Raw genomic sequence first — 26,891 nt, forward strand, 5'->3', positions numbered from 1 at the left:
TCACCGTGCGGCGGCTTCGTCAAAAACCGCCCCCAGGCGGTAACGGCTGCCCGGGTGGGTGAGCCAGGCCCGTGTCACGACCCGTCCCATCGACCAGGTGCGCCGGTGCAGCAACAGACAGGGTTCGGTGGGTGGAATGCGCAGCAGATCGCAGGTGGACGCATTGGGCACCACCGCCTCGATCGTGTGCTCGATGCGCTCCAGTGGGCCCATCGTCATGAGGTAGGCATTGGGCGTGTGGGCCGTGAAATCCTGCTTGAGATAGTTCGGTGCGGCCTTGGGGTTGACATAGCGTTCTTCCAGCTGGATAGGCCAGTGGTTTTCCATGTGGACGATGATCGAATGGAAAACCTTGGCGCCAGGCCTCAAGCCCAAGGCTTTCGCCACGCTGGCGGTGGCGAGTTCCTGGCGCAGCAACTGGACCGTGCTGGCGTGTTCATGCCCGCGGGAGCGCACCTCGTCGGCGATGTTGCCGACTTTGACGAGGTCGAGGCTGGGTCTTTCGTTCGTGACAAAGGTGCCCGCACCGGGCTGACGGTGCACCAGGCCCTCGACGACCAGCTCGCGCACGGCCCGGTGCACGGTCATGCGGCTGACCGAAAACTGTTCCACGAAGGCCTCTTCGGTCGGGATGCGGTAGCCGACCGGCCACTCCCCGGACATCACCTTGTTGGTGATGTGCTCCTTGATGCGTTCGTATTGAGGGTTCTTCTTGTTCATCGCCTGTTGATGCATCCGTGAGGGAATGGAAGTGTGGCTGAGCCCGCCCCTGCGGGGGAAGTGTCGACGCGAAATTGAGTATATCTATACAAAGTTTCAAAGTGTGACCGCGGCTTCTCTCAGCGCGAAAAACAGCGCCATGCCGGCCACACGATTTCACGTTTCTGGCTCGTTTCCACTCTGAAACAAGCCTTCTCACCGGAGCAGATCCGACCGCCCGTCCCCCTCGATTTTAAAAAAGGGTTTCCCCCTATTTTTGAGTTTGTATATACATATAGACTCGCCCGAATTCGAACGCGGCTTGCATCACACCCGTGATCGGCCCATCGCCTGCTTGCAAGGGCGCGCTTGTGGAGAGCGCGCCGTTTTCATAGAGAAGGAAACCAGAGATGTTCAAGATCGATGACCAGTTGGTCGAGCAGTTTCAGAAGGACGGCGTCGTGCTCCTGCGAGGCGTGTTCGCCGAATGGGTGAAGCCATTGGCGGAGTCGGTGGAAGCCGCCTTGGCCGATCCCAGTCCACTGGAGCGCTCGTACCAGTCGGACGACGGCTCCGCGCCGTTCTTTCAGGACTACTGCAACTTCGAGCGCTTTCCCGGGCTGCGCGCGTTCGTCCATGAGTCCCCTGCCGGCATGGTCGCCGCGCAACTGATGCGCTCGCGCACGGCGCGCTTCTTCCATGACCACATCCTCGTCAAGCGCCCGGGCACCAGCCTGGTGACACCGTGGCACCAGGACCAGCCGTACTACTGTGTCGAGGGGCGGCAGAGTGTCAGCTTCTGGACGCCTCTGGATCCGGTGGCCCGCCAGGTCTGCATGGAGTGCGTGGCGGGCTCGCACGGATGGAGCAAGACCGATTTCGAGCCTCAGCGGTTTGACGGGTCGGCGCTGTACGCGGAAAGCCACTTCGCCGAGCTGCCCGACATCGACGCCGACCGCGCGGCATTCGACCTCCGTGGTTGGGACATGAGGCCGGGCGATGCCATCGCCTTCAACTTCCGCACTGTTCACGGCGCGCCGGCCAACCAGTCGGCCGTCGGGCGTCGGGTCGTGTCCACCCGCTGGGTCGGTGACGACGCGCGCTGGGCGGTGCGCGGTGGGCAGACCTCACCCCCCTTCCCGCACATCGACTTGCCCGACGGGGCGCCGTTCGATGCCCCCGAATTTCCCTTGGTCTACCGCCAGAACTGATGGCAAAAGGTGCAAACATGAAATGCTTTTCTCTTCGGTTTTTTTTCGTCCTGATGGCCTCGTTGAGCGCCGCGCTCGCGGGAGGGTCGGCATGGTCGCAAGCCATTCGCATCGGTTTTCAGGCACCCCTCACAGGCCCTGCCGCGTCGGACGGCAAGACAGCCCTGCAGGGGGCCGAGCTGGCGGTCGAGCAGATCAACGCCGCCGGAGGCGTGAACGGACGCAAGCTTGAACTGGTGGTTGCCGACGACCAGACACAGCCTGCGCAAGCCATACCGCTGGCGAACAAGTTCATTGGAGACGGCATCAAGGCCGTCATCTCCGGCAGCTATTCCGGACCGACGCGCGCAGCCGCTGGTGTCTTCCAGGGCGCGAAGATTCCCTACATCGCCGCTTACGCGATCCATCCCGACATCACGCGCGCAGGTGACTACGTGTTTCGCACCACGCTCACGGGGGAGGTGCAAGGGCGTGCCGTGGCCAAGCTTGTGGCCGATGTGCTCAAGAAGAAGCGCTTGACGGTCGTCTCCCTGAACAACGACTTTGGTCAATCGCTGGCGGCCGGCATCAAGGAGCAGGCGGCGCCGCTGGGGCTGACCATCGCCAGCGAATACAGCTACGGCATGGGCGACCGCCAATTCGGATCGCTGGTGGCCAGCGTGAAGAAGGACGACCCTGAAGTCATCTTCGTCTCCGGCTACTTCTTCAACGGCGGGCCTCTGGTTGCGCAGTTGCGCGCCTCGGGCGTGCGGGCCCCGATTGTGGGTACCGAGGGCTTCGACACCATGAACTTCATCAGCGTGGCCAAGGCTGCCGCGGAAGGCGTGATCATCGCCACCACCCTGGACAGGGACAGCACCAACCCGGCGATGAAGAAGTTCATCGATGACTACAAGGGCAAGTACAACGTCGGTGCGGAAATGGTCGCCGCGAGCACGCATACCGCGGTCAACGTGCTGGCCGATGCGATCCGCCGCGTCGGCATCAACGATCCCGCCAAACTGCGCGACGCCATCGCCGCAACCAGGAGCCTGGCGACCGCCACCGGGTCGATCACCATGAATCCGGCGCGCGAGGTGTACAAGGCCGCGCAGATTCAGGTCATCAAGGGTGGGGAGTTCCACCGCCTGGCCGTCATCGACGACCCGGTGCTGCTCGCACCACCGGCCAACTGAAGGAGAACCCCAGGGCAAGCAGGAACCCACGCATGTACTACCTCGACCTTCTCGTCATCGGCCTTGTGTGGGGGTGCACCTACGCGATGATGGCTCTGGGCCTGACGCTTGTTTACGGGCTGCTTCGCATCCTGCACGTCGCGCAAGCCACGGTGTTCACGCTCGGCGCCTACTGCGGCCTGCTGGTGGCCAATCAGACGGGAAGCATCGCGCTGGCCATCCTGGCCGCGGTCGGTTCGGCCGGCCTGGCCGGGCCCTTGATCTACCGGGTGATCTACGAGCCCATCCTCGATCGGCCGCCGTTCGTGCCCCTGGTCGCGTCCATCGGTCTGTTGATCGGCATGGAAGACGGCTTTCGCCTGCTGTTCGGTCCCTACGGCCTGTCGTTCGACAACAACCCGTGGTTCGACGCCCAGATTCAGCTGGGCGGCGTGATGCTCAACGCGGTGCAGATCGCGTTGGTCGTCAGCGCGCTGGTGACGATCGCCGTCCTGGCCTGGCTGGCCGCGCGCACCCGGCTCGGCATCGGGCTGCGCGCCACCGTCAGCGACCCACAGATGGCCGAGAACTTTGGCGTCAACCCGATCCGGGTGCGCATGGCAACCTTCGTCGTTGCCTCGGCGTTGGCCGGACTGGCGGGCCTGCTCGTTGGCATGCTGAACAACCTCGTCGAGCCGGGCATGGGAGGACTCATCGCCTACAAGGGCCTGGCGATCATCGTGCTCGGTGGGCTGGGCAATGTGGCCGGGACGCTGGTGGCGAGCCTGCTGTTCGGGCTGATCGAGGCCCTGGGAACGGTCACGCTGGACAAGGTCATGGACCGCGACGCGGTGGCCTTCGCTTTCATGATCGCCATGCTGTTGGTGCGACCACACGGTCTGCTGGGCAAGGCGCGCTAACCCCTGTTTCTGAACGAGTGCAATGGACTACTACATATCGGTGGCGACATTCGCGGCGCTGAACGTCGTTCTGGCCGTGGGGCTGAACCTGATCACCGGCTTTTGCGGCCAGGTCAGTCTGGGCCATGCCGCGTTCTATGGCGTTGGCGCCTACAGCGCGGCCATGTTGTCGGTGGCGGGCTGGCCGTTCGCCGCGGCGTTGGCCGCGGGCACCGCGCTGGCGGGCGTCCTGGGCATTGTCACGGGCTTTGCCGCACTGCGGGTGCGTGAAGACTTCCTTGCCATCGTCACGATGGGGTTGGGCTTCGTGTTCGTCGGCACCGCCCGCAAGCTGGAGTGGCTGGGCGGTGAAATGGGGATATCGCGCATCCCGTCACCGCTGTCCAAGAGCGGCTATGCCTGGCTGGCCATCGCGGGGGCGTGCGTGCTGATCGCGTGCAGCCTGCACGTTCGGCGCAGCTGGATGGGGCGCGCATTCGACGGCGTCGCTCAGGACGAGCTGCAGGCCCAGACCATTGGCATCGACGTACCCATGTACAAGATCGCCGCATTCTTCATGGGCACCGCCGCCGCCGGTTTCGCCGGTGGCGTGTATGCCCACGTGACACAGCTGATCGTCCCGGACGCGTTCGGGTTCGTCGTGTCGATCTCGGTGCTGGCGATGGTGGCCATCGGGGGCGTGGGCTCCACGATGGGCGCGGCAACGGGTGCGATTCTCCTGACCCTGATGCCGGAGATGTTTCGCGCTGTCAACGACTACAAGCTGCTGGTGTATGGCGCGCTGCTGTTGCTGGTCATGCGCTTCGGTCCGAAGGGGCTTGCCGGCTTCACGGCCTGGGCGCGTGCGAAAGGAGGGCGCCATGCTTGAAGCGCGGGGACTCACCATCCGCTTTGGCGGCATGACGGCCGTGAACAATGTGTCGTTGAGCGTGGCGCAGGGGGAGCTCGTCGGCCTGGTCGGCCCGAACGGCGCGGGCAAGACCACGCTCTTGCGCCTGCTGACGGGCGTTCTCGCTCCGCACGCAGGGGCGGTGCACTTCGAGAACCACGATGTGACGCGCATGCCCATCCATCGACGTGCGCGGCTCGGCTGCGTCCTGACCCATCAGATCGTGCGGCCGTTTCGCGAGATGACGCTGCTGGACAACGTCACCCTGGCCGCCGGCCACGACCTCACGCGGCGTCCCTGGGTGGCGCTGGCGAAGGTCGACGCCAGCAGGGCCCGCGAGCGCGCCTACGAGGGCCTGCGCAGTGTGGGCATTGCCGACGCGGCCGACAAGGCAGCGCGCAGCGTGCCCTTGGGATACCTCAAGCGGCTGCAGGTGGCGATGGCGCTTGCGCTTCAGCCACGACTGCTGTTGCTGGATGAGCCCTTGGCGGGACTGAACTACCACGAGGCCGAGCGGTTCTCGGATTTGCTGCAAGGCCTCAACAGCGACGGTCTCACCCTGCTGCTGGTGGAGCACAACCTGGGCGAGGTGTTGCGCATCGCGAAGCGGTTGCTGGTCCTCGACGCCGGGCAACTGCTGGCGCACGGAGACCCCAGCGAGGTGATGGCGCGGCCCGACGTTCGGCGGGCGTACCTGGGAGAAGCCCATGCTTGAGTTGAAAGCATTGCGCTGCGGATACGGCTTGATGGAGGCGGTGCACGGCATCGACCTGACCGTGCACCGCGGCCATATCACGGCACTGCTGGGCCCCAACGGCGCGGGCAAGACGTCCACGATGATGTCCATCGTGGGCCGTGTGCAGACGCGGGGTGGCAGCATCCTGCTGGACGGGCACGACATCACCGCCATGCCCCCCGCGGATCGCACCCGTTGCGGGGTCGCGATAGCGCCTGAGGGGCGGCGTCTCTTTCCCGACCTGACCGTGGCCGAGAACCTCGTCGTGGGCGGCTACACCCGCACCCAGGCGCAGGCGCGCCGCTCCGAGGAGCGTGTCTTCGCCATGTTTCCTCGCCTGGCCGAGCGCCGCCGCCAGCGCGCGGGACTCATGAGCGGCGGCGAGCAGCAGATGCTGGCGATCGGCCGCGCGCTCATGGCGGAGCCCAAGATGCTCCTGATCGACGAGCTGTCACTCGGCCTCATGCCGTCGGTCGTGGACCAGATCTTCGAGACGCTCAAGGTGCTCAAACGCGAGGGCATGACCGTGCTGCTGGTGGAGCAGAACATCCAGCGCGCGTTGCAGGCTGTGGACGACGTCGTGGTCATGACCGCCGGCACGATTGCCTACCAGGGAACCAGTGCACAGGCGGCGGGCAATGACCGCCTGGCCGATCTCTTCCTGGGCTGATACCCAAGGGCGCCGGACCTCTGCTCGGCTGCGCAAGCGCTTGCGTTCTCCAGGCCACTTGTCACGGTTTTTTATTGTCTATACATTATAGAAGATGCCCTTCCAGCCCTTTGCGCTGTCTTCTTTCCAAAAGGTTCCCATGTCTTCCTTTGCTTCGCCCCACCCATCGACCGGTGCCGCCGACCTGGTCCTCACGCCTGGCCAGGTGGACCTGGGCATGCTGCGCCGCATCCAGGCCGGCGGTGTGCGCCTGGCGCTCCATCCTGCCGTGCGGGGCGACATGGCCCACTCGCAGGCCGTGGTGCAGCGCATCCTTGACAACGACGAGGTCGTCTACGGCATCAACACCGGCTTTGGCAAGCTCGCCAGCACGCGCATCGCAGCCGACCACCTGGCCGACCTGCAGCGCAACCTGGTGCTCTCGCACAGCGTGGGCACCGGCGAGCCGCTGGCGGCCCACGTGGTGCGACTGGTGCTGGCCACCAAGGCCGTGAGCCTGGCGCGCGGCCATTCGGGTGTGCGGCCCGAGCTGGCCGACGCGCTGCTGGCGCTGTTCAACGCCGGCTTGATGCCGCGCATCCCGGCCAAGGGCTCGGTCGGCGCCTCGGGCGACCTGGCACCATTGGCCCACATGGCCTGCGTGCTGATCGGCGAGGGCGAGGCCACCACCGCCAGTGGCGAGGTGGTGAGCGGCGCCGAAGCCATGCGCCGCATCGGCTTGACGCCCTTCGTGCTGGGTCCCAAGGAAGGGCTGGCGCTGCTCAACGGCACACAGGTGTCCACCGCATTGGCGCTGACGGGCCTGTTTGGCGCCGAGGACGTGTTTGCCTCGGCCCTGATGTCGGGCGCGCTGTCGCTTGAAGCGATTCAGGGGTCGATCAAACCCTTTGACGCGCGCATTCACGCGGCGCGCGGTCAGCCCGGCCAGATGGCCGTCGCCGGCGCCGTGCGCGCCCTGCTCGAAGGCAGCGAAATCGTGCCTTCGCACGCCGACTGCGGCCGGGTGCAAGACCCCTATTCGGTGCGCTGCATCCCGCAGGTCATGGGCGCCTGTCTGGACAACCTCACGCACGCCGCGCGCGTGCTGCGCATCGAGGCCAATGCCGCATCGGACAACCCGCTGGTCTTCACCGACACCGGTGAGGTCATCTCGGGTGGCAACTTCCATGCCGAGCCGGTGGCCTTTGCCGCCGACATCATGGCCCTCGCCATCAGCGAAATCGGGGCGATTGCCGAGCGTCGCATCGCCCTGCTGCTGGACACGGGACTGTCAGGCCTTGCGCCCTTCCTGGTGCGCGACGGCGGCCTGAACTCCGGCTTCATGATTGCGCAGGTCACGGCCGCCGCACTGGCGTCTGAAAACAAGTCACTGGCGCATCCGGCCAGCGTGGACAGCCTGCCGACCTCGGCCAACCAGGAAGACCATGTGTCCATGGCCACCTTCGCGGCGCGCCGCCTGGGCGAGATGGTCAACAACACGGCGGTCGTGGTCGGCATCGAAGCCATGGCCGCCGCCCAGGGTATCGAGCTGAAAAGAAACCTGAAAAGCTCACCGCTGGTGGAAGCCGAATTCGGCAAGCTGCGCCAAAAAATCGCCTTCCTCGAAAGCGATCGTTACCTGGCCCCCGACATCGAAGCCGCGCGCCTGTGGGCGCTCAAGGCCGACCTGCCCGCCGTCCTGCTGGACATCCTGCCCAGCCATTCCTGATCCGTCCATCAAACCCATTGCACAGGAGACCTTGTGATGAACGCTCCCGAAAAAATCATGCCCGCCGATCCCCGCTTTGACGCCAGCCGCGTCATCCGTGCGCCGCGCGGCACCGAGCTGAGCTGCAAGAGCTGGCTCACCGAAGCCGCCTACCGCATGGTCCAGAACAACCTCGACCCCGAGGTCGCCGAGAACCCGCAGGCCCTGGTGGTGTACGGCGGCATCGGCCGCGCCGCGCGCGACTGGGACTGCTTCGACCAGATCCTGGCTTCGCTCAAGGAACTGGAAGACGACGAATCGCTGCTGGTGCAGTCCGGCAAGCCGGTTGGCGTGTTCAAGACCCACGCCAACGCGCCGCGCGTGCTGATCGCCAACTCCAACCTCGTGCCCAAATGGGCCAATTGGGAACACTTCAACGAGCTCGATCGCAAGGGCCTGTTCATGTACGGTCAGATGACCGCCGGCAGCTGGATCTACATCGGCAGCCAGGGCATCGTGCAGGGCACGTTCGAGACCTTTGTCGAAGCCGGTCGCCAGCACTACAACAACAGCCTGGCCGGCAAGTGGATTCTCACGGCCGGCCTGGGCGGGATGGGTGGTGCGCAGCCGCTGGCCGCGACGCTGGCCGGCGCGGTGTCGCTGAACATCGAATGCCAGCAGAGCAGCATCGACTTTCGCCTGCGCACACGCTACGTGGACAAGCAGGCACGCGACATGGACCATGCCCTGGAGTTGATCCAGCAGCACTGCGCCGCGAAGGAAGCCGTGTCCATCGCCCTGCTGGGCAACGCCGCCGAGCTCGTGCCCGAGCTGGTGCGCCGCGCCAAGGCGGGCGCCATCAAGCCCGACCTGGTGACCGACCAGACTTCGGCCCACGACCTGATCAATGGCTACCTGCCAGCGGGCTGGAGCGTGGCGCAGTGGAAGGCCGCGCAACAAGACCCTACGCAACACGCCGCACTGACCCAGGCCGCCGCCAGGAGCTGCGCCGTGCACGTACAGGCCATGCTTGACTTCCAGGCCATGGGCATTCCCACGGTGGACTACGGCAACAACATCCGCCAGGTCGCGTTCGACGAAGGCGTGGCAAACGCCTTCGACTTCCCCGGCTTCGTGCCGGCCTACATCCGCCCGCTGTTCTGCGAGGGCAAGGGCCCGTTCCGCTGGGTGGCGCTCTCCGGCGACCCGGAAGACATCTACAAGACCGACGCGAAGATCAAGGAGCTGTTCCCCGACAACAAGCACACGCACCGCTGGCTCGACATGGCGCGCGAGCGCATCGCCTTCCAGGGCCTGCCGGCGCGCATCTGCTGGCTCGGCCTGGGCGAGCGTCACCGCGCCGGTCTGGCCTTCAACGAGATGGTGAAGAACGGGGAACTCAAGGCCCCGATCGTCATCGGCCGCGACCACCTCGACACCGGCTCGGTGGCCAGCCCCAACCGCGAGACCGAAAGCATGAAGGACGGCACCGACGCCGTCTCCGACTGGCCGCTGCTCAACGCCTTGCTCAACACTGCTGGCGGTGCCACCTGGGTCAGCCTGCACCACGGCGGTGGCGTGGGCATGGGGTATTCGCAGCACGCCGGCATGGTGATCGTGGCCGACGGCACCGACGCCGCCGCCGAGCGCCTGGCGCGTGTGCTGGTGAACGACAGCGGCTCGGGCGTGATGCGCCACGCCGATGCCGGTTACGACATCGCCATCGCCACGGCCAGAAAGCAAGGCCTGAAGCTGCCGATGGTGAAGTGATGAACGCGCCCCGGCTTGCCTCGGTGTGTGCCGCGCCAGCAAGGCTCCAGCGCTTCAGCCTGGCCGACCTTCCCGCCATGCCGTGGAAGAACGGCGGCGGCACCACGCGCGAAATCGCCTGCCAACCGCCCGGTGCGGGCCTGGGCGCTTTCGACTGGCGCGTGAGCATCGCCACCATCGCCGCAGCCGGGCCGTTCTCGGCCTTCCCGGGCGTGGACCGCGTGATCATGCTGCTCGACGGCGCGGGCGTGCACCTGCGCGGTGAGGGCGTGGACCACCGGCTGGACACACCGCTCACGCCATTCGCCTTTGCCGGTGACGTGGCGCTCGCCTGCGATCTGCTGGGCGGAACCTCGACCGACTTCAACCTGATGACCCGGCGCGGCAAGCTGCGGGCCGAGGTGCGGGTGTGGCACGCGGCCGGCGACATCGCAGCCGCGCCAGCCGGTGTGTTGCTCACGCGCGGCGGCGCCTGGCAATGCACGGACGACAGCGGCCACACGCAGCATTGGCAGGCCGATAGTGGCGTCTGGTGGCAGGGCGAAACCCCAGCCTGGCACGTTGCCCCGCTGGATGCCGGCGCGGCGCTGATTGCCGTGCACATCGAAACCGCAGACCGGTGAACCGACAGGTGAACTTCATGAGCAGCTCCCACCACCCCAACGCCGACGGCATCTGGCACCACCTGCACCTCATGCCCGGTGCTTTGACCGACGGCCCGGACATCGACGGCGATGCCACCATCGTGGTCTCGGAGGGCGTGGTCCGCTGGATCGGCGCCAGCCACGGCGTGCCCCCCGCGTTCGCCACGCTGCCGCGCCACGACGGCGGCGGCGCGCTGCTCACGCCCGGCCTGGTCGATTGCCACACCCACCTGGTCTACGGTGGCCAGCGGGCCAACGAATTCGCCATGCGCCTGGCCGGCGCGAGCTACGAAGAAGTGGCCCAGGCCGGCGGCGGCATTGTGTCCAGCGTGCGCGCCACCCGCGAGGCGAGCGAAGACGAACTCTTCGCCTGCGCCTCCAGGCGGCTCGAACCCCTGCTGGCCGAAGGCGTCTGCGCCATCGAAATCAAATCCGGCTACGGCCTGGCCCTGGAGCACGAGCGCAAGCAGCTGCGCGTGGCCCGGCGCCTGGGCGAAACCTACGGCGTGACGGTGCGCACGACCTTTCTCGGCGCCCACGCCTTGCCGCCCGAATACACCGGCCGCAGCCGCGAGTACATCGACCTGGTCTGCCGCGAGATGCTGCCCGCGCTCGCCGCCGAGGGCCTGGTGGATGCGGTCGACGTGTTCTGCGAACGCATCGCCTTCTCGCTGGCAGAAACCGAGCAGGTGTTCCAGGCCGCGCAGGCGCTGGGCCTGCCGGTGAAGCTGCACGCCGAACAGCTCAGCGACATGGGCGGCGCGGCACTGGCGGCGCGCTACGGCGCGCTGTCGTGCGACCACATCGAGCACCTGTCGCAAGCCGGCATCGACGCCATGCGCGCCGCCGGCACCGTGGCCGTGCTGCTGCCCGGCGCCTACTACACGCTGCGCGACACCCATCTGCCCCCGATCGCGGCGCTGCGCGCCGCCGGCGTGCCCATGGCCGTCTCCACCGACCACAACCCCGGGACCTCGCCCGCGCTGAGCCTGCTGCTGATGGCGAACATGGCCTGCACGCTGTTCCGCCTGACCGTGCCCGAAGCGATGGCGGGCATCACCCGCCACGCCGCGCGTGCGCTGGGCCTGCAGAACACGCATGGCAGCCTGGGCGTGGGCCGGCCGGCGAACTTCGTGCTGTGGAACGTGCAGGACGCGGCCGAACTCGCCTACTGGTTTGGCCATCGGCCCGTGCGCACCATCGTGCGCCAAGGCCGGATCACGGCCCAGGCTTGAAGCCCATGACCAGCCTCTTCGCCCAAGACGCGCTCCTGCCCACAGGCTGGGCAAAAAACGTCCAGCTCACCTGGAGCGCCTCGGGCCACCTCACCCAGGTCCAGCCCGACACCCGGCCGGCATCCGGCGTGGCCACCGTCCCGGGCCCGCTGATCCCCGGCCTCCCCAACCTCCACTCCCACGCGTTCCAGCGTGCCTTCGCCGGCCTCACCGAATACCGCGGCGCGGCGCCCGATGGCCAACAGGACAGCTTCTGGAGCTGGCGCACCCTGATGTACCGCTTCGCCGCGCGGCTAAGCCCCGAACAGGTCGAGGCCATCGCCACCTGGCTTTATGTCGAGATGCTGGAGGCTGGCTACACCAGCGTTTGCGAATTCCACTACGTGCACCACGACACCGACGGCCGCCCCTACGCCGACGACGCCGAACTCGCCCTCGGCCTGCTGCGCGCCGCCCAGGCCACGGGCATCGGCCTCACGCTGCTGCCCGTGCTGTACCAGACCAGCGGCTTCGGCGGCCTGCCGCCGAACCATGGCCAGCGCCGCTTCATCCGCAGCACCGATGCGATGCTGAAACTGCTGCAAGGCCTGAACCCTGTGTGCGACGCCCAAGGCGTCCGGCTGGGTCTCGCGCCACACTCGCTGCGCGCCGTACCGCCCGAGGGCCTGCGCGAGGCCCTCGCCGGCCTCGACGCCATCGACCCCACCGCGCCGATCCACATCCACATCGCCGAGCAGACCGCCGAAGTCGACGCCTGCCTGGCCTGGAGTGGTCAGCGGCCGGTGGACTGGCTGCTGGACCACGCGGCCGTCGATGGCCGCTGGTGCCTGGTGCACGCCACCCACATGAGCGATGCCGAGTACCAGCGCGCGGCAGCCAGCGGCGCCGTGGCCGGCCTGTGCCCCAGCACCGAGGCCAATCTGGGCGACGGCCTGTTCGACATGCCGCGCTGGCTCGCGGCCGGTGGCGCCTGGGGCCTGGGCTCGGACAGCCATGCCACGGTGAACGCGGCCGAGGAACTGATGCTGCTCGAATACGGCCAGCGCCTGCAGCGCCGTGAGCGCAACGTGCTGGCCAGCGCCGCGCAGCCCCAGGTGGCCACGGCCATGACGCTGCAGGCCGTGGCCGGCGGCGCGCAGGCCAGCGGCCGCGCACCACCCTGTTCGGGCGGCCTGGCCGTGGGGCAGCGCGCTGATTTCGTGGCGCTCGACGCCAGCCATGTTGCGCTGGCCGGCTTGCCCGCGCCCGACATGCTGTCGGCCCATGTGTTCGCCAGCCACCGCCGTTCGGCCATTGCCAGCGTCTGGGCTGCTGGCCGCGAACGCGTCAGCGCCGGCCATCACGCCTTGCACACTTCCGCCGCCGCGGCATTCGTGGCCGCGCGCACCCGCCTGCTCGCCACCACCTGAGACGCCACCGCCATGTCCACCGCCTTCCCGGTCACCGACCAGCCCGCGTTCCGCTTCCACCCGGGCACGCGCCCGCTGCTCATCTCCATGCCCCACGTCGGCACCTACGTGCCGCCGGCCATCGCCGAACGCCTGACGGCCGAAGCGCGCCAGGTCCCCGACACCGACTGGCACCTTGAACGCCTCTACGGTTTCGCGCGGGAGCTCGGCGCGTCCATCCTGGTGGCCACACATTCGCGCTACGTGATTGATCTGAACCGCGCGCCCGACGGCGCCAGCCTGTACCCGGGCCAGAGCGTCACCGGTCTGTGCCCCATCGACACCTTCGACGACACGCCGATCTACGCCGCTGGCGACGTGCCCCTTGAGGCCGAGATCGCCGCGCGCCGCGACGCCATCTGGCAGCCCTACCATGACAAGCTGGCCGAGGAACTGGCGCGCATCAAGGCCGTGCACGGCGTGGCCGCGTTGTGGGACGCGCATTCGATCCGCTCGGTATTGCCGCGCTTCTTCGACGGCAAGCTGCCCGACCTGAACCTGGGCACCGCCCAGGGCGCCAGTTGCGACCCGGGGCTGGCGCAGACGCTGCTGGCCATCGCCGAAAGCGCGCCCGGTTACACCGGCGTCCTCAACGGACGCTTCACCGGCGGCTACATCACGCGCCACCATGGCCGACCCGCGCGCAACGTGCATGCGGTGCAACTCGAAATGACGCAGAGCAGCTACATGCGGGAAGCCCTGCCATTCGACTACCTGCCCGACCTGGCGGCCGGCGTGCAGCCGCATGTGCGGCGCATGATCGAGGCCGTGCTGCGGTTCGTCGATGCGAGGCGCACAAACTGAGCGACGCCAGCCCCCGCTGAACCGATCGAGCCACCACCGTTCCATGCGCGATCTGGTGCGCGCGTCGTGGGGCTCGGCCTGCTTCAGCCGGCGAACCACCTGGCCGGGCCGATCACGAGCCAGGGGAAGAGCACCATCAGGAACATCACGGCGAACTGGGCGCCCATGAAGGGCAGCACGCCGCGCGTGACCTCGTCCATCTTCATGCGCCCGACACCCGCCACGACGTTGAGCACAGTCCCGACCGGGGGCGTGATCAGGCCGATGGCGTTGTTGATGATGAAGAGCACGCCAAAGTAGACCGGGTCGATGCCGGCGGCCTTGATGACGGGCATGAGCACCGGCGTCATGATCAGGATCGTCGGCGTCATGTCCATCGCGGTGCCCACGGCCATCACCAGCAGCATGATGGCGATCAGCAGCAGCGTCTGGTTGTCCATGAACGGCTCGAGCAGCGCGATCATCTTGCTCGGGATGTCCGCCACGGTGATCAACCACGCGCTCACCATCGCCGCGGCCACCAGGAACATGATGACGGCCGTGGTCTTGGCCGCGCTCAGGAACACGCCGTACAGCTGCCGAGGGCGGAGTTCGCGGTAGACGAAAACGGATACCAGCAACGCGTACACCGCGGCCACGACCGCCGCCTCCGTGGGCGTGAACACCCCGAGCTTCAGGCCCACGAGCACGATCACCGGCAGGCCGAGCGCCCAGGCCGATTCCCGGAGCGCCATGAGCCGTTCGGCGCCACTGGCTCTGGGGGGCGGCGCGATGTTCTCGCGCCGCGCCACCCACCACCAGGTGATCGAGATGGCCGCGGCCATCATCAGGCCCGGCACAATGCCGGCGAGGAACAGCTTCGAGATCGAGACGTTGGCCGCCACGTCGAAGATCACGAAGCCGATCGACGGCGGGATCACCGGCGCAATGATGCCCGCCGAGGCGATCAGGCCGCCGGAACGCGCCTTGTCGTGCCCCGCCTTGGTCATCATCGGCAACAGCAGGGCGGCCAGCGCCGCCGTGTCCGCCACGGCCGAGCCCGACAGCGCGGCCAGCAGGCAGGCGGCCACGATGGTCACGAAGCCCAGGCCACCCCGCCGGTGGCCGACCAGCGTCATGGCCAGCGCCACGATGCGGCGCGACATGCCGCCCGCGTTCATGATCTCGCCGGCCAGCATGAAGAAGGGCACGGCCAGCAGAGGGAAGCTGTCGGCGCCGTTGATCACGTTCTGCGCCAGGATTTGCGCGTCGAACAGATCGAGATGCCACATCAGCGCGACGCCCGAGAGCAGCAGCGAGTAGGCGATCGGCATGCCGATCGCCATGGCGCCCAGGAGGGACAGCAGAAAGACGGCGACGGTCATCGTGAAGGCTCCCCGAGGTGCTGCGGCGCCGAGCCGGGTATCTGGTCCTCGGAATCCTGGACCATCGTCAGGTCCGACAGGTCGAGCCGCCCGGTGAGTCCGTGCCAGAACTGGCGCAGCAGCAGAAAGCCGGCCGCCGCCGCGAACACGATGCCGCTGGCATAGAAGATGGCGGCCGAGAGGCCGCTGACCGGCGCCCGCACGTCCCAGTTGATGTGGGCCTGCGTCCAGGCGCCCGAGAGCAACAACCCGTGCACCCAGAGCATGAGCAACTGCGCGATCAGCAGGCAGGCCTTGCGCCCGGCGGGCGGCAGGCGCGAGACCAGCACGTCGGTGCCCAGGTGGCGTTGTTCCTTCACGGCCACGATGGCCCCGAGGAAGATCATCCACACGAACAGCCAGCGGCTGAGTTCTTCGCTCACGGTGATGCCGGAATTGAAGGCGTAGCGCAGCACCACGTTGCCGAACACGAGCAACACCATGGTGGCGAGGATCCCGACGACCAGCCGTTCGATGCCGCGGCAGAAGAAATCGATGGCGAAACGCATGTGGTTCTGCCGGGTCATTTCTGCGCGCGCAGCTTCTGGAGCTCGGCGAAGGTCTGGTTGACCAGCTCTTCGCCGACCTCCTTGCTGAACTTCTGGACCACGGGCTTGAGCTGCGCGCGGATCTTCGCGAGCTCGGCCGGCGGCAGCTCGTTGTAGGCCATGCCCTTGGCGCGCAGGTCGATCAACAGGCTCGCGTCGACCTCACGGCTGAGCTTGCGCTGGTAGTCGCGCGACTCGTTGCAGGACGCCTGCAGGATCTGCTTCTCATCGGCGGACAGCTTGTCCCAGAACTTCGCTCCGGCCATCACCACGTAGAGCGAGTAAGCATGGCGCGTCGCGGTCAGGTACTTCTGGACCTCGTAGAACTTGTTGGCCGCGATGATCGCGTAGGGGTTCTCCTGGGCGTCCACGGCTTTCGTTTCGAGCGCGGAGTAAAGCTCGGTGAAGGCCATCGGGATCGCGTTCGAGCCCAGCGCGCCGAACATCTGCACGTACACCGGGTTCTGCATCGTGCGGATCTTCAAACCATCCAGATCCTCCATCTTCGTGATCGCGCGCTTGTTGTTGGTCACGTGGCGAAACCCGTTCTCCCAGTAGCACAGGCCCACCAGGCCCCGGGCGGGCAGTTTGTCGAGCAGGGCCTTGCCGACTGGGCCGTCCACCACCGCATCGGCCTCTTTCGTGTTCTCGAAAAGGAACGGGAAATCGAAGAGCGCGAATTCCTTGACCACGCCCACCAGCGGCGCGGTCGACATGGCGGTCATTTCCAGCACGCCACCCTGGCTGGCCGAAATCATCTGCACCTCACCGCCCAGTTGCCCGTCGGAAAATCCCTTGACGTTGAGCTTGCCGCCGCTCTTCTGGGCCACGAGTTCGGCGAACTTCTTCGCGCCCATGCCCTGCGGGTGCTGCTGCGGTGCGACGTAGCCGAATTTGATGGTGCGTTCCTGCACGTCGGCGGCATGGGCGCCCACGCCGCCGAGCGTGGCGAGCAGGGCGGTGGTGGCGGCGAGCAGCGGTGTTTGGATCTTCTTGTTCATGTTGTCTCCTAAGGGGTGGTGGTGTCGTTCTTCTTGAAGGCATCTCAGGCGCCGCGCAGGCGGCGGCGCCAGTGGGGCGGCTCGGCGCCCTGGACCGGCGCGCGAAAGCCACGCAAGCGGTCATCGAGCAGGCAGCCCAGGTAGGCCGTGCGCCGGTCGGGGCCGCCGAAGGCCAGGCTGGAGATGTTGCCCAGGCGCGAGTGGCCTGCGGTCTGCATGGTCGCGTGCGCCAGCGTGGCGCTGCGAATGCCTTCGGCCACGCGCCGGGCGTGGTCCTCGTCGGTGTCGGCCAGCACCGTCTGCACGGCGCCATCGGGTCGCACCCGCAGCAGTCGGTTGCTGGCGATGCAACTGATCCAGGCGCCGCCTTCGACGTCAAAGCAGATGCCGTCGGGCAGGTCGGCGCCGCCGAGTTGCACCACCAGTTCGCGTGGACCGAGGCTGGGCCCGGGGAGCAGGCGGAAGCGGCTCACGCACTGCCCGTAGGTCTCGTTGGTGTAGACCCACTGGCCATCCGGCGAGAAGGCGATTTCGTTGGTGTAGGCCAGGCCATCGGCGACGATGCGCGTGCCCCGATGGTCGCGGACCGCGATGAACCCGTCGGCCACGGTGGGTGTCCAGGCGCGGCTGCGGGGATGCAGCCGCGTGCTGACGGTGAACCACAGCACCCCGGCTTCGTCCACCGTCACGAAGTTGCTTGGCGGCAGGGGCTTGCCCTCGATCTCCGCCACCACCGGCACGATCCGCCCGTCGGGCTCCACCGCGAAGATGCCGCCCTGTTCGGCGCCCAGGTCGGCGAACAGCACACGCCCGTCCGGTGCGAGTGCGATGCCGTTGGGCACGTACTGCCGGCCCGGTTCGCCGCGACCGATGACGTGGCGCAGCCCGCCGTCCGGGCTGCGCACCGAGTAGCCGCCGCTGCCGTGCGAGGCCAGCACCTCGCCGCTGGAGAGCGCCAGCACGCATTCGGGTCGGCTGAAGCCGCGTCCGTGGATCTGCAGGTCGTCGACCCGCACCTGGAAGTCGGTGGGAACGGAATGGCCGGTGCTCACGGCGTCTCCGGGCGGCTGAGGTAGCGGTTCATGAACTTCAGGCCTTCGGCGATCTGCGATTGCCAGACGTCCCACTCGTGATCGCCGTCGACGATGCGCAGCTCGACCGCGTCGGGCTGGTGCTTGCGCAGCTCCTTGAACAGCTGCGCCGATGCGTAGGCGATGTCGAGCCGGTCGTGGTCGCCGCTGGCGATGAACATCGGCACCACCGTTTTGGCCGCCTGGTAGGCCGGCAGGTGCGTGGGCCAGTTCAGGCGCTGCCACGTGGCCTCGTCGAACTTGCCGTCGACCTGGAACTGAGGGTAGGTGCGTGAGCCGGACTTCGCGTCCGGTACCGGATGCCACACCGCCGGGCTGAGCGCGGCCGCCGCCGCGAACAGCTGCGGGTGCTTGAGCGCCATGTTCACCGTGCCGTAACCCCCGGCCGACAAACCCGCGACGAGACGTCCGCGGCGCTGGGCGATGGTCCGGTACTGCCGGTCGATGTGGGGCACGAGGTCTTCGATGACCGCGCTCTCACCGCGCTCGACCAGGCCGTCGACCCAGTAGCCCCGGTAGTGGCCCGGCATCACGACGATCATCGGGGGAATCTCGCGGCGTGCAACCATGCCGTCGACGATGGCCTGGATGTTGCCCTTGACGGCCCACGAGTTCTCGTCGTTGTTGCCGCCGTGCAGCAGGTAGAGCACCGGGTAGCGCAGCGTCGAGTTGGCGTAGCCGTCCGGCAGATACACGCTGAAGCGGTACTCGCGTGACAAGGCCTTGGACGGGATCTTCGAGACGAACAACTCGCTCGACAGCACGCTGGTGCTGGCGGTGATGGCGATCATCCATGCGATGAGCCGGAAGATGAATTTCATGGTGTGTGTCTCCTCGGGGTGTTGTGGTCTGTGCCGCTTATTGGTCCGGCTTGATGTTGGCGCTGCGGATCACCTTGGCCCACGCGCTCAACTCCGTGTCCACGAACCGCGCGAGGCTTGGCGAATCCATGTAGACCGCGAAGGCACCCTGGTCGTCCATCTTCTTGCGGAAGATCGCGCTTTCCACGACGGTCTTGATCTCGGCGCTCAGCCGCGCCACCACGGCGGGCGGCGTGCCGGCCGGTGCGAACACCGCGAACCACGACTCCACTTCGTAGCCGGGCAGCCCGGCCTCGGCCGAGGTGGGCACGTTGGGCAGCGAAGGGTGGCGCTGCCGGGCGGTGTACGCCAGCGCCTTGAGCTTGCCGGAGGCGACCTGGCTGATGACCGATGGCGGCGTGGTGACGAACATGTCCACCTGGCCGCCCATCAGGTCGCTCAGCGCCGGCCCCGCGCCCTTGTAGGGCACGTGCGTCACCGGCACCCCGGTCTGCTCCGCGAAGAGCGCACCCGCGATGTGCTGGATGGAGCCGTTGCCCGAGGAGGCATAGAGGATGCCCTTGCCATTCTTCTTGCCGTGCGCGATCAGTTCCTGCAGCGAGTTGGCCGGCACATGGGCGCTGACCGCCACGACGTGGGGCGCGCGCATCACGAGGGCCACCGGCACAAAGTCCTTGGTGGGGTGCCACTTGATCTGCGGGAACAGTGCCGGGTTGCCGACGTGGTAACCGGAGTACTGCATGAGCAGCGTGTAGCCGTCCGGTTTGGCGCGCGCGACGATCTCGGTGCCGAGATTGCCCGCGGCGCCGGGCTTGTTGTCGATGACGATCGACTGGCCCAGCGCGAGCGCCAGCGGCTCCGCGACGAGCCGTGCGCTGATGTCGGTCGAGCCGCCCGGCGCGCTGGGCACCACCATCGTGATCGGGCGGGCCGTGGGCCAGGCCTGTGCGCTGGCGAACTGGGTCGCGAGCGCGAGGCCCGCCGCGAGAAGTGTCTTGGCAATCATCGGTCTTGTCTCCGTGTGTTGGTTGGCGAGAAAGGGGATCAGGTCGCAGTCGCTGTCGGGGCTGTCTGGGCAGCCTTCACATGGCCCGTCACGAGTTCCACCAGCCGCGTGGCCAGGCGCTGCTGCGCGCCCTGGCTGGCCCAGGCCACGTGCGGCGTGAGCAGCAGGTTTTTCAGGTGGGGGGCGAGCAAGGGGTGCCCGGCGCGGGGCGGTTCCTGTTCGAGCACGTCGATGGCCGCCGCGGCAATGACGCCGGTGCGCAGAGCCTGGGCCAACGCGAAGGGATCGACCAGCGCGCCGCGGCCGGTGTTGATCAGTACAGCCTGTGGCTTCATCAACCCCAGCCGTCGGGCATCGATGAGCCCACGCGTGGCGGGCGTGAGCGGGATGTGCAGGCTCACGGCGTCCACGTCGGCCAGCAAACTGTCGATCTCGCGCTCGTCGTCGGCGCAAGGCTTCCCGGGGGTCTGCGCGAAGAGCACCTGCATGCCCAGCGCGCGCGCCTTGCGTGCCGTGGCCTGGCCGATGCGGCCACGGCCGACGATGCCCAGCACCGAGCCGGCCAGGTCGTGGATCGACGGCCCGAGCCAGCAGAAGTGGGGTGAGCGACCCCATCGGCCGTCGGACGCCGCGCTGGCGTACGCGCGCAGCTCGCGCCGGAGGGCGAACAGCGAGGCGATCACATGCTCGGCCACGGATTCGCTGCCGTAGTCCGGCACGTTGTGCACACCGATGCCGAGGGCCGCGGCGGTTGTCAGGTCGATGTTGTCGGTGCCGGCGGCCGCCACGCAGATCAGCTTCAGCGCGGAGGCCCTGCGCAGTTGCGCCGCGTCGAGCCGAACCTTGTTCGTGATGACGATCTCCGCGCCGTCGATGCGGCCGGCAAGCGCCTGCGCGGACGTCGATTCGAAGGCTTCGTACCGAATCCCGAGCGATGCATCGAAGCTCAGCGGAAAGGGCAGGGTGGCGGCGTCCAGGAAAACGACACGGTGCGGGCTCATTCGACGGTCTCCGACAGCTCGATCAGGTTCAGGTCGGGGTCCCGCACGTAGACCGAGCGGATGCGCGCGGTCGCACCGGTGCGCAGAACGGGCCCTTCCACGATGGCGATGCCGAACGAGGCCAGACGGCGGATGACGTCTTCGAGTGGCACGCTGGCGATGAAGCAAAGGTCCAGCGCGCCGGGAACAGGCGTGTGTGCCTTCGGCTCGAACTCCAGGCCCTTCACATGCAGGTTGATCTTCTGGCGCCCGAACGTGAAGGCCTTGCGCTCGACGGGCGGGATGCCGCCGGTGAAGGTCTCGAGCCGCATGCCCAGCACCTCGGTGTAGAAGCGGGTGCAGGCCTGCTCGTGTGCGGTCGTGAGCACCAGGTGGTCGAGGCGGTCGATCATGGGGCCGCTCCGTCCATGCGCCCACCGGCCTGGCGCGCGGCCTCGCGGGCCAGGGCGCGCTCGCGCAAGGACTCGAACTCGGGTGGCGGCGCGTGCCGGATCAGGCGGTGGCCGGCGCGCGAGACCTGAGAGGCCAGTTCGTGGCCGACCAGTGTCTGCAAGTGTCCGGCCGCGCCGATGAGCCCGTCGAGCCGCATGCCGGTGTCGTAGCCCATGCATTCGAGCATGTGCACCACATCCTCGGTCGCGACATTGCCCGATGCCCCTGGCGCGTAGGGGCAGCCGCCGATGCCACCCAGCGACATGTCGAACTGGCGGATGCCCGCCTCGACCGCAGCGATCGTGTTGACCAGGCCCATGGCCCGTGTGTTGTGGAAGTGGGCGGTGACCGCCAGGTCCGGGTGCCGGCCAAGCACACGCTCGCACACCTCCTGCACCTGCGTGGGATAGGCCATACCCGTGGTGTCGCACAACGTGACACCCTGCACGCCGAGCGCCGCGAAGCGGTCGACCCATTTCAGCACGCTGTCCACCGGCACCTCGCCCTCCATCGGGCAACCGAACACGCAGGACAGCGACACATTGACCGGCACGCGCGCCGAGTTCGCCAGCGCGGCCACGTCGTCGAGCTGGCGAAACGACTGCTCCCGCGTCATGCGGAGGTTGACGAGGTTGTGGGTCTCGCTCGCCGACATGACGAGGTTGAACTCGTCGGTGCGGCATTCCAGGGCCCGCTCGCCGCCACGCACATTGGGCACGAGCGCGGTGTAGACGACGTTGGGCTCACGCCGGATGCGCTGCATGACCAGCTCCGCATCGCGCAGCGCGGGGATCGCCTGCGCGGACGTGAAGGACGTGACCTCGATCTTGGCGTAGCCGAGCTGGCTGAGCTCGTCGATGAGCGCGATCTTGGCCTCGCTCTCGATGAAGTGGCGCTCCATCTGGAAGCCGTCGCGCGTCGCCACCTCGTTGATGGCCAGGGGGGTGTTCTTGCCTGCGTTCATGCCGCGTTTCCTTCCTGTACAACTGCATGGGCAGCACACGAAGGCGCGCGAACGGGCCAGCCGCGGGCGCCGATGGCCTCGGCGTTGTGTTCACCGAGCCGGGGCGCCGGGTGGGAGATGCCGCCCGGCGTGGCACTGAGCTTGGGCACCACGCCCGGCACCTTGAGCACGCTGCCGTCCGCCAGCGGCGCCTGGACGATCATGTCGCGCGCCAGGTACTGCGGGTCGCTCGCGATGTCGGCCACGGAATAGATGCGGCCCACCGGCACACCGGCCGCGTCCAGCGTCGCCAACACGTCGTCCAGCGAGCGATGACAGGTCCAGGCCTCGATGGCCGCATCGAGCTCTTCCACGCGCGCCACGCGCCCGTCGTTCTGTGCAAGCGTGGCGTCGTTCTCGAGATCGGGGCGCCCGATCGAGCGCATCAGCCGCTTGAAGATGCTGTCGCCGTTGCCGGCGATGAGGGCATAGCGCCCGTCCGCGCAGCGGTAGGCGTTGGTCGGCGCGATGCCGGGCAGGGCGCTGCCGGAGCGCTCGCGCACGGCGCCGAACGCGTCGTGCTCGGGCACCAGGCTTTCCATGACGTTGAAGACACTCTCGTAGAGCGCCACGTCCACCATCTGGCCCTGGCCACCGCGCGCGTCGCGGTGGTAGAGCGCGGTCAGTACGCCGATCACGCCATGCAGGGCGGAGAGGCTGTCGCCGATCGACACCCCGACGCGCACCGGCACGCGCCCCGGTTCGCCGGTGAGGTGGCGCAGCCCGCCCATGGCCTCGCCGAGCACGCCGAAGCCCGGCTTGTTGCGGTAGGGACCTGTCTGCCCATAGCCCGAGATGCGAAGCATGATGAGCCGCGGATTGAGCGCGTGCAGCGCCTCCCAGCCCAGTCCCCAGCCTTCCAGTGTTCCGGGCTTGAAGTTCTCGATCAGCACGTCCGCTTCGCGGGCCAGCTCGCGCACGGCGCGCTGTCCTTCCGGGCTGCGCAGGTCGAGTGCCACCGAGCGCTTGTTGCGCGACTGCACCTCCCACCACACCGACGTGCCGTCTCGCAGCATGCGCCATTTGCGCAGCGGGTCGCCCGTGCCTTCCGGTTCGATCTTGATGACGTCGGCGCCGAATTCGGCCAGTGTTTTTCCTGCGAAAGGTCCGGCAATGAGTTGCCCGAGTTCGAGGACCTTGACGCCTTTGAGTGCTTCCATGCGATGCCTGTGAGTCTGTGGTTGGACGAGACTGTAGGCAGCGGCGCGCATCAGCGGAATTGCCCATCCGGCAGAGGCCCTTCGCGTTTTGCGAAGGCCCATAATCCGGGCATGAGCAAGCTCATCAACCCGGCCCGAATGGACTTCGTCACCTTGCGGCTGTTCTGCGCGGTGGCGCAGTCGGGCAGCATCACCAAGGGTGCCCAGGCCTGCAACCTCGCGCTGTCGGCCGCGAGCCGGCGCCTGGCCGATTTCGAGGACACGGCCGGCACCCGGTTGCTGGAGCGTTCGGCACAGGGCGTGGCCCTGACGCCGGCGGGCCACGTGGCCATGCAGCACGCGATGCGCCTGTTCCAGGGCTTCGAGCATTTCAGCAGCGAGATCCAGGACTACTCGCGCGGCGTGCGAGGGCACGTGCGGCTGTGGGCCAACATGTCGGCACTGACCGAGTTCCTGCCGGCGTGCCTGGCCTCCTTTCTGAAGCTGTACCCGGACATCCGTGTCGAGGTCGAGGAACAGCTCAGTGGGGACATTGCGCGCGCGCTGATCGACGGCCTTGCCGACGTCGGCGTGTTTGCCGAAAACACGCCCACCCATGGCCTGGATGTGCGACCTTTTCAGACCGACGATCTGGTGGTGGTGTGCGCGCCCAAACACCCCATCGCGCGGCTCAGGAAGGTCAGTTTCGCGCGCTGCCTGGCGCACGAATTTGTCGGACTCAATCGGGGGAGTTCGTTGCTCGAATTGATTTCGCGCGCGGCGGAGCAGGCGGGTTCACCGCTGCGGCTGCGGGTGCAGGTGCGCAGCTTCGACGCGATGTGCCAGATGATCGACGCCAACCTCGGCATTGGCGTGCTGCCCCTGGCGGCGTGCCAGCCGCGCATCGATTCGATGGGACTGAAGGCGGTGCGCCTGACCGACGCATGGGCCGTCCGGCGGCTGCTGCTGGCAACGTCGGCGCAGCGCCCACTGTCGAGCGCGGCGGCGCTGCTGAAAGAACATCTGCTGGTGTCTTCACAGCAAGGCGGGAGCTCGGCCTGAGCCTTCTCCTGCGGAACGTGACGTGCGCCCGTGACCCGGGCAGTTCATCACGAGAGGCTGGCCGTTTCCTCGCTACAGAGAGAAGCCAACCACCCTCAGCGCCAGCCCAACTCACCCTGCAGAAACCTGGCCGCTTCCGCCGGCAACGCCTCGCCATCAAAGAAGTGCGCAACCGGGCGCTCGACGACCAGCCGACCCGCCTGCAGATAGACCACGCGCGTGGCGAGGCGCTTGGCTTGGCCCAGGTTGTGCGTGCTCATGACGACCGTGACACCGCTGGCCGCGACTTCTTCGACGAGGCTTTCGATCTCGCTCTTGGCGTTCGGGTCCAGGTTGGCCGTCGGTTCGTCCAGCAGCAGGATGTCGGGCTGCTGCGACCATGCACGCGCCAGTCCCAGACGCTGCTGCTCGCCGCCAGACAGCATGCGCGCGGGCCGGTGGATGTGGCCGAGCAGGCCGACGCGCGCCAACGCATGGCGGCACCGCTCGCGGCGTTCGTTCGCCGGGACGCCGGCCAGCCAGAGGCCGATCCACATGTTGCGCCACACCGAAAGGTTGAGCAGGAACGTGCGCTGAAACACCATCGCCACGCGCGGCAATCGTCCTTCCGGGCGCAACGCAAGCTGTTCGCAGCGCCCCGTGCCAGGGACCAGGCCGTGCAGCAACCGCAGCAAGGTGGTCTTGCCAGACCCGTTTGCGCCGACGACGACGAGGCGATCTCGCCGCCGCAAGGTCAGTGTGACGCCGCGCAGCGCCGTGACCGAACCGAGGCGCACCGTGGCGTCCTCGAGGACCACCAGCGGATCCGGTGCGGCAGCGGCAGGCGCACCGGGCGCAACAGGCTCGGGCGGCGCCGAGGGCGCCTTTGGATCTGGCGCGGTGCGGCGTGCGCGGCTGCTCAGGAAATGCACCAGGCCGGTCGCGCCGTTGACAACGCCGACCACCGCGAGCAGCACGATGCCCAGCGCGAGCGCCAGGGCGAGATCGCCCTTGCTGGTTTCCAGCGCAATGGAGGTGGTCATCACGCGGGTGACGCCGGCGATGTTGCCGCCCACGATCATCACGGCACCCACCTCGGCGATCGCGCGGGCAAAGGCGGTGAGCACCACGGTGGCCACGCCCATGCGGTCGTGCGCCAGCATCAGCAGCGACACCGTCAAGGGCCGGGCACCGAGCGAGCGAAGCTGATCGCCGCCATCGGCCAGGGCGGCGATCACCAGCCGCCGCGACAGGGCTGCTATCAACGGTGTGACCAGCACGCTCTGGGCGACCACCATCGCCGATGGCGTGAACAGGATGCCGAGTTCCCCCAAGGGCCCCGACCGGGACAGCAACAGGTACACGAACAGGCCCACCACGACGGCCGGCAGCGCCAGCAGGGTATTGACCAGCCACACCAGCAGCGAATGGCCCGGAAAACGTGCGACGGCCAGCCAGGCGCCCAGCAACAGGCCGATCACCGCGCCGATCGCACAGGCCGTGGCGCTGACCTGCAGCGAGAGCAAGGCGATGCGCACGAGTTCGGGGTCTGCGTCGAGGATGAGGCGTGCGGCCAGTCCCCAGCTGTCGGTCATGGTGTTCATGGATGGACTGCTTTGTACCGCAGTCGGTGAACAAGACCGAGGAATTCAGTCGTGGGCGTCGACGACAGAAGCGGTTTCCATGGCGGGTTCGGCGTCGAAGCGTTCGAAGCCGGTGTAGCACAGGAAGTGCCGGTGGGCGGCGCGGCCGAAGAGGGTCATGCCCAGGCGCGAGGCCAATTCATGGCCCATGGCGGTGACGCCATTGCGGGACACCACGATGGGAATGCCCATCTGCGCCGCCTTGATCACCATCTCGCTGGTCAACCGGCCGGTGGTGAAGAAGATCTTGTCGGCGCCGCGCACGCCATGCATCAGCATCCAGCCGGCGATGGTGTCGATGGCGTTGTGGCGCCCCACGTCTTCGACGGCGACCAGCATGCGCGTGCCCTGGAAGAGCGCGCAGCCGTGCACCGAGCCGGCGCGGCGGTGCACCGAATCCCGTTGGCGCATGCTGAGCAGCAGATCCTGAAGCTGCGCCTGCGTGATGCGCGCGGCGTGTGCGTCGGGCAACTGGATGTGGTCCAGGGCATCCATGGCATCGCCGAAAACGGTGCCCTGGCCGCAGCCGGTGGTGACGACCCGGTGCGCGGTGCGCGCCTGCAGATCGGCAATGCCCGCGCGCGTCGTGACCGCGGCGGCGGCCACGTCCCAGTCCACGTTGATGGCCGCGACGTCCTCCAGTCGATCGATCAGCCGCTGGTTGAGCAGGTAGCCCAGCACCAGCAGCTCGGGCCGCGCGCCCAGCGTCATCAAGGTCACCAGTTCGCGCTTGTCGACGAACACGGTCAACGGGCGCTCGTCGGGAATCTGGATGCGGCGGCGCTCACCGCTGGCGTCGAGGATCTCGATGTTGCGCAGCAGCGGGACGCTGGCCCGCGACAGGCGCGGCGCACCCGGCAGCGGGGCATGCAGGAAGGCGTCCGCCTCGAAGCCG

The 26,891-nt window shown here is 67.7% G+C and carries 26 protein-coding genes; 13 read left to right on the top strand and 13 right to left on the bottom strand.

What is annotated here, in order from left to right; all coding sequences use genetic code 11:
- The gene (gene hutC, locus FFS09_RS12460; protein WP_252374342.1) at positions 1-720 is read right to left on the bottom strand and encodes a histidine utilization transcriptional repressor HutC; all 720 of its coding nucleotides are present in this window, start codon (positions 718-720) and stop codon (positions 1-3) included.
- A gap of 389 nt (positions 721-1,109) precedes the next feature.
- Between hutC and FFS09_RS12465 the strand changes: the two genes are divergently transcribed.
- The 12 genes from FFS09_RS12465 (at position 1,110) to hutG (ending at position 13,867) form a co-directional block, all read left to right on the top strand.
- Positions 1,110-1,910, top strand: coding sequence for a phytanoyl-CoA dioxygenase family protein (locus FFS09_RS12465; protein ID WP_137919205.1), 801 nt, complete (start codon positions 1,110-1,112; stop codon positions 1,908-1,910).
- A 53-nt stretch (positions 1,911-1,963) separates the two neighbouring features.
- A complete protein-coding gene (locus FFS09_RS12470) occupies positions 1,964-3,085 on the top strand; it encodes an ABC transporter substrate-binding protein (protein WP_252374343.1) in 1,122 nt (373 codons plus the stop codon).
- A gap of 32 nt (positions 3,086-3,117) precedes the next feature.
- Positions 3,118-3,984 (top strand): branched-chain amino acid ABC transporter permease, encoded by an 867-nt coding sequence (locus tag FFS09_RS12475; RefSeq protein WP_137919207.1) that lies wholly within the window; start codon positions 3,118-3,120, stop codon positions 3,982-3,984.
- A 22-nt stretch (positions 3,985-4,006) separates the two neighbouring features.
- Positions 4,007-4,852: a branched-chain amino acid ABC transporter permease gene (locus FFS09_RS12480; protein WP_137919208.1), complete on the top strand. Its 846-nt coding sequence runs from the start codon at positions 4,007-4,009 to the stop codon at positions 4,850-4,852.
- Entirely contained in the window at positions 4,845-5,588 is a 744-nt protein-coding gene (locus FFS09_RS12485; protein ID WP_137919209.1) for an ABC transporter ATP-binding protein, read from the top strand. Before FFS09_RS12480 ends, FFS09_RS12485 begins: the two co-directional genes overlap by 8 nt.
- Positions 5,581-6,279 carry an ABC transporter ATP-binding protein gene (locus tag FFS09_RS12490; RefSeq protein ID WP_137919210.1) on the top strand — a complete coding sequence of 233 codons (699 nt, stop codon included), beginning with the start codon at positions 5,581-5,583 and terminating at the stop codon, positions 6,277-6,279. The genes FFS09_RS12485 and FFS09_RS12490 overlap by 8 nt, the downstream gene beginning before the upstream one ends.
- Positions 6,280-6,418: 139 nt before the next feature.
- On the top strand, positions 6,419-7,987 hold the full coding sequence (gene hutH / locus FFS09_RS12495) for a histidine ammonia-lyase (RefSeq protein WP_137919211.1): 1,569 nt from the start codon (positions 6,419-6,421) through the stop codon (positions 7,985-7,987).
- 36 nt (positions 7,988-8,023) lie between these two features.
- Positions 8,024-9,736, top strand: coding sequence for a urocanate hydratase (gene hutU / locus FFS09_RS12500; protein ID WP_137919212.1), 1,713 nt, complete (start codon positions 8,024-8,026; stop codon positions 9,734-9,736).
- Positions 9,736-10,359, top strand: a complete 624-nt coding sequence (locus FFS09_RS12505; protein WP_137919213.1) for a HutD/Ves family protein — start codon at positions 9,736-9,738, stop codon at positions 10,357-10,359. Before hutU ends, FFS09_RS12505 begins: the two co-directional genes overlap by 1 nt.
- A gap of 17 nt (positions 10,360-10,376) precedes the next feature.
- Positions 10,377-11,615, top strand: coding sequence for an imidazolonepropionase (gene hutI, locus FFS09_RS12510; protein WP_137919214.1), 1,239 nt, complete (start codon positions 10,377-10,379; stop codon positions 11,613-11,615).
- Positions 11,616-11,620: 5 nt separating this feature from the next.
- A complete protein-coding gene (locus tag FFS09_RS12515; RefSeq protein WP_137919215.1) occupies positions 11,621-13,024 on the top strand; it encodes a formimidoylglutamate deiminase in 1,404 nt (467 codons plus the stop codon).
- Between the two features lie 12 nt (positions 13,025-13,036).
- Positions 13,037-13,867 carry an N-formylglutamate deformylase gene (gene hutG / locus FFS09_RS12520; protein WP_137919216.1) on the top strand — a complete coding sequence of 277 codons (831 nt, stop codon included), beginning with the start codon at positions 13,037-13,039 and terminating at the stop codon, positions 13,865-13,867.
- Between the two features lie 83 nt (positions 13,868-13,950).
- Here hutG and FFS09_RS12525 read toward each other — a convergent pair whose 3' ends face one another.
- From FFS09_RS12525 to FFS09_RS12570, 10 genes are read right to left on the bottom strand one after another with little or no spacing between them, the layout of a single operon-like run.
- Complete coding sequence (locus tag FFS09_RS12525) at positions 13,951-15,231, bottom strand: TRAP transporter large permease subunit (protein WP_137919217.1); 1,281 nt, start codon at positions 15,229-15,231, stop codon at positions 13,951-13,953.
- Positions 15,228-15,797 carry a TRAP transporter small permease gene (locus tag FFS09_RS12530; RefSeq protein WP_252374344.1) on the bottom strand — a complete coding sequence of 190 codons (570 nt, stop codon included), beginning with the start codon at positions 15,795-15,797 and terminating at the stop codon, positions 15,228-15,230. Before FFS09_RS12530 ends, FFS09_RS12525 begins: the two co-directional genes overlap by 4 nt.
- On the bottom strand, positions 15,794-16,819 hold the full coding sequence (locus tag FFS09_RS12535; protein WP_137919218.1) for a TRAP transporter substrate-binding protein: 1,026 nt from the start codon (positions 16,817-16,819) through the stop codon (positions 15,794-15,796). Before FFS09_RS12535 ends, FFS09_RS12530 begins: the two co-directional genes overlap by 4 nt.
- A gap of 44 nt (positions 16,820-16,863) precedes the next feature.
- Positions 16,864-17,871, bottom strand: coding sequence for an SMP-30/gluconolactonase/LRE family protein (locus FFS09_RS12540; RefSeq protein WP_137919219.1), 1,008 nt, complete (start codon positions 17,869-17,871; stop codon positions 16,864-16,866).
- Entirely contained in the window at positions 17,868-18,731 is an 864-nt protein-coding gene (locus FFS09_RS12545; RefSeq protein WP_137919220.1) for an alpha/beta hydrolase, read from the bottom strand. The genes FFS09_RS12540 and FFS09_RS12545 overlap by 4 nt, the downstream gene beginning before the upstream one ends.
- 37 nt (positions 18,732-18,768) lie before the next feature.
- A complete protein-coding gene (locus FFS09_RS12550) occupies positions 18,769-19,737 on the bottom strand; it encodes a Bug family tripartite tricarboxylate transporter substrate binding protein (protein WP_137919221.1) in 969 nt (322 codons plus the stop codon).
- A gap of 38 nt (positions 19,738-19,775) precedes the next feature.
- Positions 19,776-20,738, bottom strand: a complete 963-nt coding sequence (locus FFS09_RS12555) for an NAD(P)-dependent oxidoreductase (protein ID WP_137919222.1) — start codon at positions 20,736-20,738, stop codon at positions 19,776-19,778.
- The gene (locus FFS09_RS12560) at positions 20,735-21,130 is read right to left on the bottom strand and encodes a VOC family protein (RefSeq protein ID WP_137919223.1); all 396 of its coding nucleotides are present in this window, start codon (positions 21,128-21,130) and stop codon (positions 20,735-20,737) included. Before FFS09_RS12560 ends, FFS09_RS12555 begins: the two co-directional genes overlap by 4 nt.
- Positions 21,127-22,134, bottom strand: a complete 1,008-nt coding sequence (locus tag FFS09_RS12565) for a hydroxymethylglutaryl-CoA lyase (protein ID WP_137919224.1) — start codon at positions 22,132-22,134, stop codon at positions 21,127-21,129. Before FFS09_RS12565 ends, FFS09_RS12560 begins: the two co-directional genes overlap by 4 nt.
- Positions 22,131-23,333, bottom strand: a complete 1,203-nt coding sequence (locus tag FFS09_RS12570; RefSeq protein ID WP_137919225.1) for a CaiB/BaiF CoA transferase family protein — start codon at positions 23,331-23,333, stop codon at positions 22,131-22,133. The genes FFS09_RS12565 and FFS09_RS12570 overlap by 4 nt, the downstream gene beginning before the upstream one ends.
- Positions 23,334-23,444: 111 nt before the next feature.
- On the opposite strand from FFS09_RS12570, the gene FFS09_RS12575 reads away from it, so the two are divergent.
- Positions 23,445-24,374 carry a LysR family transcriptional regulator gene (locus FFS09_RS12575; protein ID WP_137919226.1) on the top strand — a complete coding sequence of 310 codons (930 nt, stop codon included), beginning with the start codon at positions 23,445-23,447 and terminating at the stop codon, positions 24,372-24,374.
- Positions 24,375-24,469: 95 nt separating this feature from the next.
- On the opposite strand, the gene FFS09_RS12580 is transcribed toward FFS09_RS12575, so the two are convergent.
- Both FFS09_RS12580 and FFS09_RS12585 read right to left on the bottom strand, forming a co-directional pair.
- Positions 24,470-25,957, bottom strand: coding sequence for an ABC transporter permease (locus tag FFS09_RS12580; RefSeq protein WP_137919227.1), 1,488 nt, complete (start codon positions 25,955-25,957; stop codon positions 24,470-24,472).
- 45 nt (positions 25,958-26,002) lie between these two features.
- Positions 26,003-26,869 carry a formate dehydrogenase accessory sulfurtransferase FdhD gene (locus tag FFS09_RS12585; RefSeq protein WP_502703729.1) on the bottom strand — a complete coding sequence of 289 codons (867 nt, stop codon included), beginning with the start codon at positions 26,867-26,869 and terminating at the stop codon, positions 26,003-26,005.
- Between the last annotated feature and the right edge of the window lie 22 nt (positions 26,870-26,891).

It is taken from the genome of Hydrogenophaga sp. 2FB (assembly GCF_005503365.1).
Lineage (GTDB): Bacteria > Pseudomonadota > Gammaproteobacteria > Burkholderiales > Burkholderiaceae_C > Hydrogenophaga.